Annotated in this window: 11 protein-coding genes; 3 read left to right on the top strand and 8 right to left on the bottom strand. The window is 70.3% G+C overall.

The genetic code is table 11. The features are described 5' to 3' along the window. Nucleotides 1-36 precede the first annotated feature (36 nt). The 4 genes from bioD to HFP15_RS27045 form a co-directional block, all read right to left on the bottom strand. Nucleotides 37-753 carry a dethiobiotin synthase gene (gene bioD, locus HFP15_RS27060; protein ID WP_210717932.1) on the bottom strand — a complete coding sequence of 239 codons (717 nt, stop codon included), beginning with the start codon at nt 751-753 and terminating at the stop codon, nt 37-39. 53 nt (nt 754-806) lie between these two features. Then, nucleotides 807-3,083, bottom strand: a complete 2,277-nt coding sequence (locus HFP15_RS27055) for a SulP family inorganic anion transporter (RefSeq protein ID WP_168519570.1) — start codon at nt 3,081-3,083, stop codon at nt 807-809. Between the two features lie 301 nt (nt 3,084-3,384). After that, nucleotides 3,385-4,665 carry an adenosylmethionine--8-amino-7-oxononanoate transaminase gene (locus HFP15_RS27050; protein ID WP_168519569.1) on the bottom strand — a complete coding sequence of 427 codons (1,281 nt, stop codon included), beginning with the start codon at nt 4,663-4,665 and terminating at the stop codon, nt 3,385-3,387. 21 nt (nt 4,666-4,686) lie between these two features. Next, the gene (locus HFP15_RS27045; RefSeq protein WP_168519568.1) at nt 4,687-5,895 is read right to left on the bottom strand and encodes a cytochrome P450 family protein; all 1,209 of its coding nucleotides are present in this window, start codon (nt 5,893-5,895) and stop codon (nt 4,687-4,689) included. A gap of 75 nt (nt 5,896-5,970) precedes the next feature. Between HFP15_RS27045 and HFP15_RS27040 the strand changes: the two genes are divergently transcribed. After that, the gene (locus HFP15_RS27040) at nt 5,971-6,588 is read left to right on the top strand and encodes a nucleoside/nucleotide kinase family protein (RefSeq protein ID WP_168519567.1); all 618 of its coding nucleotides are present in this window, start codon (nt 5,971-5,973) and stop codon (nt 6,586-6,588) included. 4 nt (nt 6,589-6,592) lie between these two features. On the opposite strand, the gene HFP15_RS27035 is transcribed toward HFP15_RS27040, so the two are convergent. The 4 genes from HFP15_RS27035 to HFP15_RS27020 form a co-directional block, all read right to left on the bottom strand. Further along, entirely contained in the window at nt 6,593-7,732 is a 1,140-nt protein-coding gene (locus tag HFP15_RS27035) for a glycosyltransferase family 4 protein (RefSeq protein WP_312871763.1), read from the bottom strand. Nucleotides 7,733-7,811: 79 nt separating this feature from the next. After that, nucleotides 7,812-8,873: a C40 family peptidase gene (locus HFP15_RS27030; RefSeq protein WP_168519623.1), complete on the bottom strand. Its 1,062-nt coding sequence runs from the start codon at nt 8,871-8,873 to the stop codon at nt 7,812-7,814. 449 nt (nt 8,874-9,322) lie between these two features. Next, nucleotides 9,323-9,538: a hypothetical protein gene (locus tag HFP15_RS27025; protein WP_168519566.1), complete on the bottom strand. Its 216-nt coding sequence runs from the start codon at nt 9,536-9,538 to the stop codon at nt 9,323-9,325. 79 nt (nt 9,539-9,617) lie between these two features. After that, complete coding sequence (locus HFP15_RS27020; RefSeq protein ID WP_168519565.1) at nt 9,618-10,991, bottom strand: NYN domain-containing protein; 1,374 nt, start codon at nt 10,989-10,991, stop codon at nt 9,618-9,620. Between the two features lie 84 nt (nt 10,992-11,075). Between HFP15_RS27020 and HFP15_RS27015 the strand changes: the two genes are divergently transcribed. Beyond that, a complete protein-coding gene (locus HFP15_RS27015; protein WP_168519564.1) occupies nt 11,076-12,785 on the top strand; it encodes a DEDD exonuclease domain-containing protein in 1,710 nt (569 codons plus the stop codon). 51 nt (nt 12,786-12,836) lie between these two features. Then, nucleotides 12,837-13,118, top strand: coding sequence for an Lrp/AsnC family transcriptional regulator (locus HFP15_RS27010; protein WP_168519563.1), 282 nt, complete (start codon nt 12,837-12,839; stop codon nt 13,116-13,118). Nucleotides 13,119-13,172: the final 54 nt, after the last annotated feature.

Here is a 13,172-nt window from a genome sequence, read left to right as displayed (position 1 = left end):
TGCCTTACGTCATGGGTACCGGCATAGCGACGCATATCACGTTCGCGAGGAGGCGCTCTTCTCAAAGCGTTCGGAATCGAAATCGCCGCCGAACCATGGTGACAGACCGGCCCGCGCCCGCTCCAGGAACTCCGCCCGCTCCAGCCCGCCGACACCCTCGGGCAGCGCGCCGAGCAGTGGCGCGCCGGCCGCGACCGGCAGGTCGGCGACGTTGGACAGCATCGCGAGATCGGGCTCGGCAGGCCAGGAGCCGATCACCACGCCCGAAACGTGCAGGCCACGCACGGTCGCGACTTCCGCGGTGAGGGCGGTCGCGTTGAGCGTGCCCAGCCCCGGCTCGGCGACCAGCAGGAGCACCGTGCCCAGCGCCCACGCGACGTCGGCCAGTGTGCTGCCGTCCGGCCCGTAACGCACGAGCAGCCCGCCCGCGCCCTCGATCAGCACCAGATCGTGGGTGTGGTCCAGTTCGGTGGCGGCCGCGGCGATCTCGGCGGGGCTCAGGACGGGCTGCCCGCTGCGCCGCGCCGCCGCCTCCGGCGAGAGCGGATCGGGGTATCGCCGCAGCTCACGCGTGGTGACCTCGCCCGCGAGGCGCACGACCTCGGCGAGATCACCCGGTTCGCCGGGGGCGACCCCGGTCTGCGCGGGCTTGAGCACGGCGACCCGCTTGCCCTCGTGTCTGGCCAGCGCGGCGATCGCGGCGGTCACCGCGGTCTTGCCGACGCCGGTACCCGTTCCGGTCACCACGAACATGCTCACGGAATTTCACCGTAGTACCGGCGCCGGCCGGACAACTGGCCGCCGTCCTACTGGGGCGTGACGATCCGGTTACCCGCCGGTCCGAACACCCCACTTTCCGGGTCGTAGACGTGCACGCGAGCGGCCCCGACGTCGAAGTACATGCCGATCAGCTCGATGTCCCCGCGTGCCTCGGCGCGCGCGATCGTCGGGTACTCGCGCAGTCGTTCGAGCTGCTGGAGCACGTTGTGCAGCGCCAGCCGATCGGCGTCGGACTCCGGCAGCTCGCCCTCGATCGTGACCGGCGGAGCCGAACGCGCCCTCGCCACACTCGGCTCCGCGTGCCGCAGCCACGACCGCAGCGCGGGCGCGTCGTCGGGTGTCCCGCCGAGCAGGGCCTTCATCGCCCCGCACGAGGAATGCCCGCACACCACGATCTCCCGCACCTTGAGCACGTCCACCGCGAACTCCAGCGACGCCCCGATCGAGGCGTCGGCACCACCGGCGCAGGTGGCGTGGTCGGGCACCAGGTTGCCGATGTTGCGCATGGTGAACAGGTCGCCGGGCCCGCTGCTGGTGATCAGGTTCGGCACGATCCGCGCGTCGCCGCACGTGAGGAACAGGGTTTCCGGCTCGTGCACGTTGGCCAGCCTGCTCAGGTACGGCCTCACCAGCTGCGACGTGCGCCGCTCGAACTCGACCATGCCACGCCGCATCGACCCGCGCTGCCGGGGCACGGCCGCCTCGGCGACTTCCTCCTGCGCCTGCCACTCCGACCACGGCGCGAACCAGCGGGGCACCACGTTGCGCGCCCCGGCCTTGGACACGGTCGGCTCGCCGGCCTTGCCGCGCTCGTAGTAGGGGTGGCCGATCTCGTCGATGATCACCTCGCCGCCGGCCCGTTCGTGCGAGTGCTGCCAGGCCGACACCGTGTCGAACGCGGCGTGGTCCATGTAGTCCACGACCAGCTCCAGCGTCACCCGCGTACGTTGCGGAATGCCACCGAGCACTGTGGACAGTCGCGGAATGGACAGTGCGGACAGCGCGCCCTCCACCACGACCCGCCACTCGTCGCCGTCGCGTTCGGCGTGGATGCCCGACCACAGCAGCCTGCGCAGCATCAGCAGCGCCGCGGCCGCGATGCCGATCAGCACCCCGCTGAGCAGGTCGATCGCCACGACCCCGATCAGCGTGATCAGGTAGACGGGCAGGTCTCCGTGCCGCAGCACGGTTTTGATGTGCTCGACGTTGACCAGCTTCGCGCCGACGTGCACCAGCAGCCCGGCCAGCGCGGCGAGCGGGATGTTGCGCAGCAGTCCCGCGAGCACGGCGACGAACAGCAGGATCCACAGCCCGTGCAGGATGGCCGACGCCCTGGTGCGCGCCCCGGTCTGCACGTTGGTGGAGCTGCGCACGATCACGCCGGTCACCGGCAGCCCGCCGATCGCGCCGGAGGCCATGTTGGCCGCGCCCTGCCCGATCAGCTCCCGGTTGAGGTTGGCGCGCTTGCCGGTGTGCATCTTGTCCACGGCCACCGCCGAGAGCAGGCTCTCCACACTGGCGACGAGAGCGATGGTCACGACGGCGACGCCGAAGTCGAACCAGCCCGTGTCCGGGAACATCGGCGCGAACCGGATGTCCAGCACGTTCGCGGGCACGTCCACCCGCGGCACTGCCGTGTTCACCACGACGGAGAGCACCGTGACGGCGACGACGGCCACGAGCGGCCCGGGGATCCTGCGCACGGCGGCGGGCAGCCTGCCCCACACGAGCAGGATCGCGATCGTGAGCAGGCCGATCAGCGTGGCCGGTCCGTGCAGGTTGACCACCTGCCTCGGCAGTTCGATCAGGTTGTCGATCGGCGAGCTCTGCGCGCTGCCGCCGAACACGATGTGCAGCTGTGCGAGCACGATCGTGACGCCGATGCCGGCCAGCATGCCGTGCACGATCGCGGGCGAGATGGCCAGCGCCGCGCGGGCGATCCGGCTGAGCCCGAGCACGATCTGCAACGCGCCGGCGAGCACCGTGATGGCGCAGGTGGCCGCCCAGCCGAACTCGTTGATCGTCTCGGCCATGATCACCGTCAGGCCGGCGGCCGGGCCGCTGACCTGCAGCGGTGAACCGCCGAGCGCCCCGGCGACGACGCCACCGACGATCGCCGCGATGAGCCCGGCGACGATGGGCGCGCCCGAGGCCAGCGCGATCCCGAGCGAGAGCGGGACCGCGACCAGGAACACCACCAGCGACGCGGGCACGTCGTGCCGGAGGTTCTCCAGCATCGCCCGCCGGCGTCCGTTCGGACCCGGCGGTGCGTGCTCGCGTTCGCGTGCGGACATGTCGATCATTCACGCCTCCGTGATCATTTCCCCGATGCGCGGGGGTGGAATGGAAGATCGAGGCGGTCTCCAGCGACCAGCCGTCACGCCACAGGTACCGAAAAATGCCGCGAATGTCCGGTATGTGAAGAAGTCTTCACGTATTGCCCGTAGCGGGTTGTGACTGTCCAACACCGACCACAATGACCAAAACCGGCGAACCGTGTGATCACGTGGCCAAAGACGTCACCAAGATCCACCGTCCGTAATGGCCGACGCCGCTATGTTCCTGCTCACACCGAATCGGGTGATCTTCCCCGCGAGTGGTGGATCAGGCCGCCGCGGCCACCGCCACGATGGCCTCCGCGATGGCCCTGACCTCCGCATCCGTGCAGACGTAGGGGGGCATGGCGTAGACGAGGTCGCGGAACGGTCGCAACCACACTCCGCAGTCGGCCACTACTTCCGTGGCCTTGGCCATGTCGACGTCGTGGTCCAGTTGGACGACCCCGATGGCCCCGAGTACCCGCACGTCGCGCACCGCGCCCAGGCCCGCGGCCGCGGAAAGGCCCGCGTCGAGTTCCGACTCGATCCGCCCCACCCGCGCCTGCCAGTCCTGGCCGGTCAGCACGTCCAGCGAGGCGTTCGCGACCGCCGAGGCCAGCGGATTGCCCATGAACGTCGGACCGTGCGCGAGGACCGGCAGCTCGCCGCGCGAGATGCCCTCGGCCACCTCGGGTGTGCACAAGGCGGCAGCCATGGTCAGATAGCCGCCGGTCAGAGCCTTACCGAGGCACATGACGTCCGGTGTGACGCCGGCATGGTCCGCCGCGAACAGCGCGCCGCTGCGCCCGAAACCCGTCGCGATCTCGTCGAAGATCAGCAGGACGTCGTTGGCCTCGGTCAGTTCCCGCAGCGCGCGCAGGTAGCCGGGATTGTGGAACCGCATACCGCCCGCGCCCTGCACGACCGGTTCGACGATCACCGCGGCCAGTTCGTCCGCGTGCCGCTCGATCTCCGCGGCCAGCATGTCCACATAGGACTCCTCGAGCGGTGCATCGAAACCGGCGGGTGGTTCGGGCACGAAAACCTGTTCGGGCAGCACACCGCGCCACAGCGAATGCATTCCACCCTCGGGATCGCACACGCTCATCGGGTGGAACGTGTCACCGTGATAGCCGCCGCGCCAGGTCAGCAGCCGCCGTTTTCCCTTGCGCCCCAAGGACTGCCAGTACTGCAGGCACATCTTGACGGCGACCTCGACGGACACCGAACCCGAGTCGGCGAGGAACACGTGCTCCAGTCCGGCCGGGGTCAGCTCGACCAGCCTGCTCGCGAGCCGGATCGCGGGCTCGTGGGTCAGCCCGCCGAACATCACGTGGCTCATCCGGCCGGCCTGCTCGGTCAGCGCCGCGTCCAGCACCGGGTGCCGGTAGCCGTGGATCGCCGCCCACCACGAGGACATGCCGTCGATCAGCTCGCGGCCGTCGGCCAGCCTGAGCCGCACGCCCGACGCCTCGGTCACCAGCAGCGGCTCGACCTGGCCCGGCATCGGCCCGTACGGGTGCCAGACATGCCGGGAATCCAGGTCGAGCAGCTGCGCGGGATCCACTCCCGCACTCTAGGACGAGCTTCAGCGAACCCGCACCGGGAGGGTCTGCAAACCACGCATCAGCGTGCTGTCGCGCCAGCTCAGCCGCTCGGGCTCGCCGTCGAGCGCGATGTCGCCGAAGCGGTCCAGCAGGCCCCCGAGCGCGATTTCGGCCTCCAGCCTGGCCAGCGGGGCGCCCACGCAGTAGTGGATGCCGTGCCCGAACGCCAGGTGCCCGCCCGCGGGACGCGTGATGTCGAGCTTGCCGGGATCGGCGAACCGTTCCTCGTCGCGGTTGGCCGCCAGCAGCGACACCATCACGAACTCACCCGAGGGGATCTCGACATCGCCGATCTGCACCGGTTCGGCCGTGAACCGGATGGTCGCGAGGTTGATCGGCCCCTCGAAACGCAGGAACTCCTCGACCGCGCCCGGCAGCAGGGAGCGGTCGGCCCGCAGTGCGGCGAGCTGGCCGGGGTTGCGCAGCAGCGCGAGCACCCCGTTGCCGATCAGGTTCACCGTGGTCTCGTGCCCTGCGACGAGCAGCAGGAACGCCATCGAGATCAGCTCTACCTCGGACAACCGGTCGCCCTCGTCGGAGACGTGCGTGAGGTCGGACAGCAGATCCTGCGTCGGGTTCGCACGTTTCGCGGCGATCAGCTCCTGCAGATAGGCGGCCAGCTCGGTCGAATGCCGGTGCAACTGCTCCGGGCTGACCGAGGAGACGATCGTGTTCGACCACGTGCGGAACGAGTCCCGGTCGGCGGTGGGAATGCCGAGCAGCTCGCAGATCACCGTGATCGGCAACGGGAACGCGAACGACTCCAGCAGATCCACCGAACCGGCCGCGGCCACCTCGTCGAGCAGTTCCGCGGTGATCTGCTCGATCCGCGGCCGCAGCCGGGACACGGTGCGGGCGGTGAACGCCTTGTTCACCAGCTTGCGCAGCCGGGTGTGATCCGGCGGGTCACTGTTGAGCATGTGTTCCGACAGCAGCGACGAGGCCGCGGGACCGCCGGTGGCGGTGAGCCGGGACGTGAAGAGCTCCGCGATGCGCTTGTTGTCCTTGGACAGCCGTGGATCCGCGAGCAGCGACCTGGCCTCGGCGTACCCGGTCACGATCCAGACGCGCAGCCCCCTCGGCATGATCGCCGGACGGACCGGTGCCCCGGCGCGAAGGTGTTCGTAGGCGGTGTGCGGGTCCTGGAGGAAGTCGAGGTCGAGGTGGATCGGGTCATCGAGCAGTCGCACAGTGTCAGCCCTCCCTTGTCGAGTAGACAACGGCTCAACGGCGTTCAACGTTCCGGTGTGAGAGAAGATCGGGGCATGAGGTACCGGCCGATCTCCTTCGAACGGCTCGCGGCCGAACTGGTCGACCGCGTGCTGACCCTGCCGGGCACGCCGTGGGTCCGGGTCGCGGTCGACGGCGCGACCGGCACCCGGCTGCTCGCCGACGAGATGGTCGATCCATTGCGGGTCAACGGAAGGCCAGCACTCCGAGTGTCCACTGCAGACTTTCTGCGACCGGCGTCGCTGCGGTTCGAAAAGGGCAAACGGGATCCCGATGCCCGCTACGAGGACTGGCTGGACGAGGGCGCGCTGCGGCGCGAGGTGCTCGATCCGCTCTCGGCGGGCGGAACCGGGATGGTGCTGCCCGCGCTGTGGGACGCCGGACGGGACCGGGCGACCCGGCTGGAGCGGGTGGAACTTCCTGCGGGCGGAGTGCTGATCGCCGACGGCGAACTGCTGCTCGGCCGTGGGCTGCCGTTCGAGCTGACCGTGCACCTGTCGCTGTCGCCCGGGGCGTTGCGCCGCAGGCTTCCCGAGGACGACCAGTGGGCGCTGCCCGCGTTCGAACGCTACGAGAACGAGGTCGATCCCGGCGCGGTCGCCGACGTGCTCGTCCGCGCGGACGACCCGCGTCACCCCGCCGTGGCCGCCTGACCCGTCACGCGGGCGTGAGCAGTTCCGCGAGACGTTCCGCCAGCACGCTCCACTGCCAGTGCTCGCTCACCCACGCCCGGCCCGCGGCACCCATCTTGCGCGCCCGCGACGGGTCGTTCAGCAACGGCGCCAGCGTCTCCACGAGCTGGTGCACGTCGCGTCCGTCCACCACGTGGCCGGTCACCTCGTCGAGCACCGTCTCCGGGGCGCCCCCCGAGCTTCCGGCGATCACCGGCAGGCCCGTCGCGGCGGCCTCCAGGTAGACCAGGCCGAGGCCCTCGACGTCCAGGCCCCTGCCGCGGGTACGGGCGGGCATCGCGAACACGTCACCCGCCGCGTAGTGCGCGGGCAGCTCCGCCCACGGCACTGATCCGGTCAGCACGACGTCCCCGGCGAGGTCCATGCGCTCGACCAGCCGGGTCAGCTGCTTGCGGTACGGTCCGCCGCCGACGATGAACAGCGCCACGTCCGGCACCCGCTTGCGCAGCTCCGGCATGGCGTGGATGAGCATGTCCTGGCCCTTGCGCGGCATGAGCCGCGACACGCACACCACGACCGGCCGGTCCCCGAGCCCGTGCCGGGCCCGGATCTCGGCGCGGGCCGCCTCGTCGGCGTGGAACAGTTCGGTGTCCACACCGGATGGCAGGTGCTCCAGCCCGGCCATCGGCCCGAAGGCCGAGGCGAACCGGCCGCGGGTGTACTTGCTCACGTAGGTCAGCACATCCGTCGTGTCGCCGATGCGCCGCAGCGCCTGGCGCGCGACCGGCAACATCGACCAGCCGACCTCGTGCCCGTGCGTGGAGGCGACGATCCGCCGCGCCCCGGCCGCGCGCAACGACGCGGACAGCAGCGCCAGCGGGGCCGCGGCGCCGAACCACACGGACTCGCAGTCCCGCGCGCGCATGATCTGCTTCGCCCGGCGCAGCACGTCCGGCGTGGGCAGCATGAGCGACGTCGGATGCCGGACGACTTCGAACGGGGCGGCGGCATCGAACTCCGGATGCGAACCGGACGAGCCGTGCCAGGACGGGGCGTAGACGACCAGGTCATCCGGCGGCAGCCGGTGGGCCAGCGCGCTGAGGTAATTCTGGATCCCCCCTGGACGCGGCGGGAAGTCGTTGGTCACCAGCAGGGTCCGAGGCACGGTGGGAGGTTACCGTCCTGCCGGAAAGCAACAGGGGCGGCGCCGACCCGCGGCACCGCCCCTGCTGGAACACGTCGGATCAGGTGGCGACCCGGCGGGCGTTGACGACGTTGTTCGGCACCGCCGAGACCTTGACGACGTCGCCCGACGTCGGGGCCTGCACCACCTTGCCGTCACCCAGGTACATGACGACGTGGTAGGCGGGCGAGCCTTCGAAGAGCAGGTCGCCCGGCTGGATGGCCGACAGCGGCACCGCGACGCCGGCACTCTGCTGCGAGGCCGCGGTACGCGGGAGGCTGACCCCCGCCTTGCCGTAGGAATAGACCATGAGGCCCGAGCAGTCGAACTGGTCCGGACCGGTGGCACCCCAGACATAGGGGTCACCGAGCTTGCTCAGCGCGACGTCGATCGCCTGCTGGGCGGCCGCGGTGGGCGCGGGCACGTTCGGCGCGGCCCCGCCCTTGTCCTGCTGCAGCGCCTTTTCCGCGGCCGTGAGACGGCCGCTGATCTGCTTGAGATCGTTGACCTGCTTGTTCAGCGCGTCCTGGCGGGCATGCAGGTCGTTGAGTGTCTGCTGCGCGGCGTCGGAAGCGGCTTGCGCGCGGTTGCGCGCGTCCGTGGCCTGCTGCTGCGCGGTGGCGGCCGCCTGCACGGCGCCGGTGTACTGCGCCAGCGCCTTGTTCTTGTCGTTGGCCAGCACCGCGAGCGCGGATGAGCGGTCCAGGAAGTCCTGGGCCGAGGTGCCCGACAGCAGTGCGGAGAGCTTCGTGTACTGAGCGCCGCTGACGAACGAGGCATCGGCGAACTTGTCGACGACGGTCTGGAACTGTGCCGCCTGCGCCTGCGCCGTCTGCACCTGCTGGGTCAGGCCGGCGATGTCGGCGTTGGCCTTGGCGACGTCGGCCTGTTTGGCGTTGAAGTCTTCCTGCGCGCGAAGCGCTTCCTCGTTCAACTGCTCGGCCTGTGCCGCCGCCGCGCGGTACTGCGCGAGGGCATCGGCGGAGTTGGTGGGGGGAGCCTGGAGGGCGGGGACGGAGGTCAGTGTGACCGCGCTGGCCGGGGCTCCAACGCAGACCGCGGTGATCACTGCGGTGGCGGTCAGAGCTCCTGCTACCACGCGCTTGACTGGTTGCGACTGCACGCCGCGCGTGTCTCCTTTGCGCTCGGCCACCTACCGGTCGCCGTACGCAGAGGTCGGGGGCCCTCTGCTCGCCTGGCAGCGGCTGATGAAGCACCGACTGCCTGCGAACGGCTCTAGCACCACCGTGCGCGGGCACGCGGGTATCCCATCTGGGTCGCGCACTGCACAGTGGTTCCGGCGCAGCTCCCCGACAAAGCTGCTTCGGTGGCAACCTCGCGTCGCCGTCGCGGTTGCGACAGCTACCGACCGCGAGATCTCGGCTAGGTTACGAAACGACCGTCGCCGCGTCCAGCAGGAGCGGGCCCAAAACTCTGCGTAGTCACCGTTCCGCCCGATCGGACCAGGTATGACTCCTTGGGTGTGACCAGCGCAACAATTCTCTGCGTTATGGCTACTGACCGTTCACCGCACGAAAAGACCGTTCGTCACCTTCGGCCGGTCGTTCCCCCTCAGGCAGCTTTGCTCGTGTTTTCTTCCCCGGCGGGCACCAAACGCAGCCTCGGAATCAGCCCGCCCTCGGCGAGCGCGTCGATGGCACGTAACTCGGCACGGTCCCATTCCACTGTCGGTGGAGCGTTCAGCAGCACGCTGACCGCACAGTCGGAACACCCGATGCCCCGCACGACGCAGCGGCCACAGTCGACGATCGCGGTGTTGTCGTTCATCGCTACCTCCTGTTCGAGCCCGGTTGGCTCGGTCAGGAAGCACGGTAGAGACACCCACCGACATTTTTCGGTTTCGAACTCACACGCGACCGAGGCGAGCGAGCAATACCGAGGACGCGGCGGGATGCGCACCCGATGCCCGGCAGGAGTCCGCCACCGCGCGATCCGACGTCGCGACCACCAGCGGACGGCCCTTCGGCTCGGCTTTGACCAGGTCACGGATGACATCGTCGGCCAGCACACCGGGCGCGGAGAACAACACCCGGACGCCACGCGGGGCCGCCGTCGGCACCGATAAAACACCCGCGCCGTCGAAAACAACGGTTATCTCGGCACCCGTTCGGGCGGCGAGTGCACCCAGTTGCTGCACCAGCCGATCGCGTTGATCGGCCAATGGGAGTTCGGGATAACCCGTTTTGGTGACGTTGTACCCGTCGACGATCAAATGGACGGCGGGTAAGGCGAGTACACGATCGAGTGCAGTCGCGTCGCGCACCTGGCTGCCGAGCCCTCCGCCGGCGGCGGCGCTGTGCACCCGGTCGGCAGGCCTGCGCGCGCTGGCCTCGAGAGCCAGTTCGCGGCGAATCCCGGTCGCCGCGCCTTCGAGGGTGTCCAGCAGCAGCGCGAGGCGCACCTCGTCCGCTTCCCGGGCCTCACGGGCCGACTGGCGGGCGATCTCGGCCTCGGCGAGCGCACGTTCGGCACGGGCCCGTTCCGTCGCCGCACGCTGGCGCTCACGCTCCAGCTGAGCGGTCAGCGCGGCCAGCTCCTCGTCCCGGCCGTTGCCCGCGCTTTCGGCGTCCGCACGGGCCGCCTCGGCCGCGTCACGGGCCTGGCGGAGCTGGGTGCCCTGCTCACGGAGCCGTCCGCGCAACCGGACCAGCTCCTCCTCGCGATCCTTACGGGCCTCTTCCACGGCCTGCAGCGCCCGTGTCAGCTCCTCGCGCGTGTTCGCCAGCTCGGCTTCCAGCTTCTGGTTGCGCGCGACCGCGGCGTCCCGCTCGGCCCGCAACGCCGTCTCGGCCGCGTTCTTGGCGACCAGCCGCACCCGCGATGTGGCGCTCGACTCGCCGAGGAGCACGGCGGCGGTGGCGGCCACGACCGAATCGTCGTCGTTCGGGTCGAGCGCGTCCTGCCGGTACTCCCGCAGCCATTCGAGCACGGCGGTACGGAACGCGGAGGAGTCCTGCAACGTGGACAACAGCGCGGTCGCGCCGAGGCGGGCGCGTTTGGCGGGCGCGAACTTCGCGACGGGCCGCAGCTGTTGCGGGATGTCGGTGCGGGGCATCCGGCCGAGCGCGTCGGCGGCGAGTTCGGCGAGTCTGTTCCGGACCGGTTCGGGCAGCTCACGCCATTCGATGGGCGGGGCCGGATCCGGTTCCGGCCGCTGGGCAGCAGCCGATGCGCGAAGACCGGGGTCTTCGGGCTGTTCGGCGTGCGCGGAGGGCGGCATTCATCCAGGGTAGTCGCTTCCCATTGCGGATCTCTCGTCGTAGGACGACGGAAACTGTCGGTGCCCTTACTTAGGGTGCCGACCATGCACGGGGCGCACGATCAGCTGACTTTCGACGAGCTCGGCACGCCACTTCGGGACACCACGTTCGTCGTGTTCGACCTGGAGACGACGGGCACCAAGCCGGGGCCGGACGGGATCACCGAGATCGGTGCCGTGAAGGTGCGCGGCGGCGAGGTGCTCGGCGAGTTCGCGACACTGGTGAACCCGGGAATGCCGATTCCGCCGCAGATCGTCGCGCTGACCGGGATCACCGGTGCGATGGTGTACGACGCGCCACTCATGGACGAGGTGCTGCCCGCGTTTCTCGAGTTCGCGGCGGGTGCGGTGCTGGTCGCGCACAACGCCCCGTTCGACACCGGTTTCCTGCGCGCCGCCTGCGCCGCCCATGGCTACGCCTGGCCCAAACCGGCCGTCGTGTGCACCGTCCGGCTCGCGCGGCGGGTGCTGAGCAGACAGGACACGCCGAGTTTCCGGCTCGGCGCGCTGGCCGCGCTGTTCGGTTCTGCGACCACGCCGAACCACCGCGCGCTGCAGGACGCCCGCGCCACCGTGGACGTGCTGCACGCGCTGCTGGAGCGGCTCGGCCCGGTGGGCGTGCACTCGCTGGAGGAGCTGGTCGACTATCTGCCCGAGGTCACGCCCGCACAGCGCGCCAAGCGTGGGATGGCGGCGCACCTGCCGGAGCTGCCGGGCGTGTACCTGTTCCGCGGGCCCGGTGACGAGGTGCTCTACGTCGGCACGACGGGCAACCTGCGGCGCCGGGTGCGGCAGTACTTCACCGGTTCGGACAGCCGGGGCCGGATCCGTGAGATGGTCGGGCTCGCGCACCGGGTCGACGGCATCGAGTGTTCGCACGCGCTGGAGGCGCAGGTGCGGGAGCTGCGGCTGCTGGCCGCGCACCGCCCCTCCTACAACCGGCGCTCGAAGAACCCGCGCAAGTCGTGGTGGGTCGTGCTCACCGACGAGGCGTTTCCCCGGCTGTCGGTGGTGCGGCTGCCCAAGGACGGCGCGCTCGGCCCGTTCAACTCGCAGGCGATGGCCAAGCTCGCGGCGGACGTGCTCGCCGGCGCGTCCGGCCTTCGGACGTGCAGCCAGCGGATCTCCGCGACCGCACCGTCGGGGCGGCCGTGTGCGCTCGCGGAGCTCGGGCGCTGCGGGGCACCTTGCGCGGGCCGGCAGAGCGTCGAGGCCTACTCCCCTTCGGTGTTCGCGGTGCGAGACCTGATCGGCGGCCGCAACGCCAAGCCGCTGCGGTCGGCGTTGCGGCAGCTGGAGGATCTGGCGGCGGCCCAGCACTTCGAGCAGGCCGCCCGGCGACGGGACGAGCTGGCGATTCTCGTGCGCGCCGTCGCCAAGGCCCACCGGCTGAGCGCACTCGCCGCGATTCCCGAACTGGTCGCCGCCGCGCCGGACGGCAAGGGTGGCTGGGAGTTCGCGGTGATCCGTCACGGGCGGCTCGCCTCGGCCGGGGTGGCGCGCAGGGGCGTGCCGCCGATGCCGATCGTGGACGCTCTCGTCGCCTCGGCGGAGACCGTCGCACCGGCGGACGGGCCGCTCTACGGTGCGCCGCCGGAAGAGGCCGGGCTGCTGCTGCGGTGGCTGACCAAACCGGGTGTCCGGCTCGTCCGCACCGCCGTGCCGTGGGCCGAGCCCGCGTACGGTGCGGGCGGCTGGCAGGACTGGCTCGAGCGCGCCAGCGTGGCGAACGAGCTGGAACGAGCGGTGGGCTGAGTGACCTGGATACGATCGCGACGCTGACATCTCGGGCGAGGAGGAGTAGACGTGATCACCGCGATCGTGCTGATTCATGCCGTGGCGGACAGCATCCCGGAAACCGCGCAGGCGATCGCGGACATCGAGGGGGTGTCCGAGGTGTACTCGTGCGCCGGCGACGTCGACCTGATCGCCATCGTGCGCGTGCACGACCATGAGGGCCTTGCGGACCTGATCCCCGGCAAGATCAGCCGCGTGGAAGGCGTCATCGACACCGACACCCACATCGCCTTCAGGTCGTACTCCACAGCGGACACGGAAAGCGCCTTCGCCATAGGCGCCGAAGAGTAGGCAGAAGCGAGCGAAACGCCCAGCAAACAAACGAAGCCGCCAGGTGTGGTCATC

The sequence above is a fragment of the Amycolatopsis acididurans genome, from assembly GCF_012328925.1.
Taxonomy (GTDB): domain Bacteria; phylum Actinomycetota; class Actinomycetes; order Mycobacteriales; family Pseudonocardiaceae; genus Amycolatopsis_E; species Amycolatopsis_E acididurans.
This window is presented reverse-complemented; position numbering and strand designations above follow the sequence as displayed.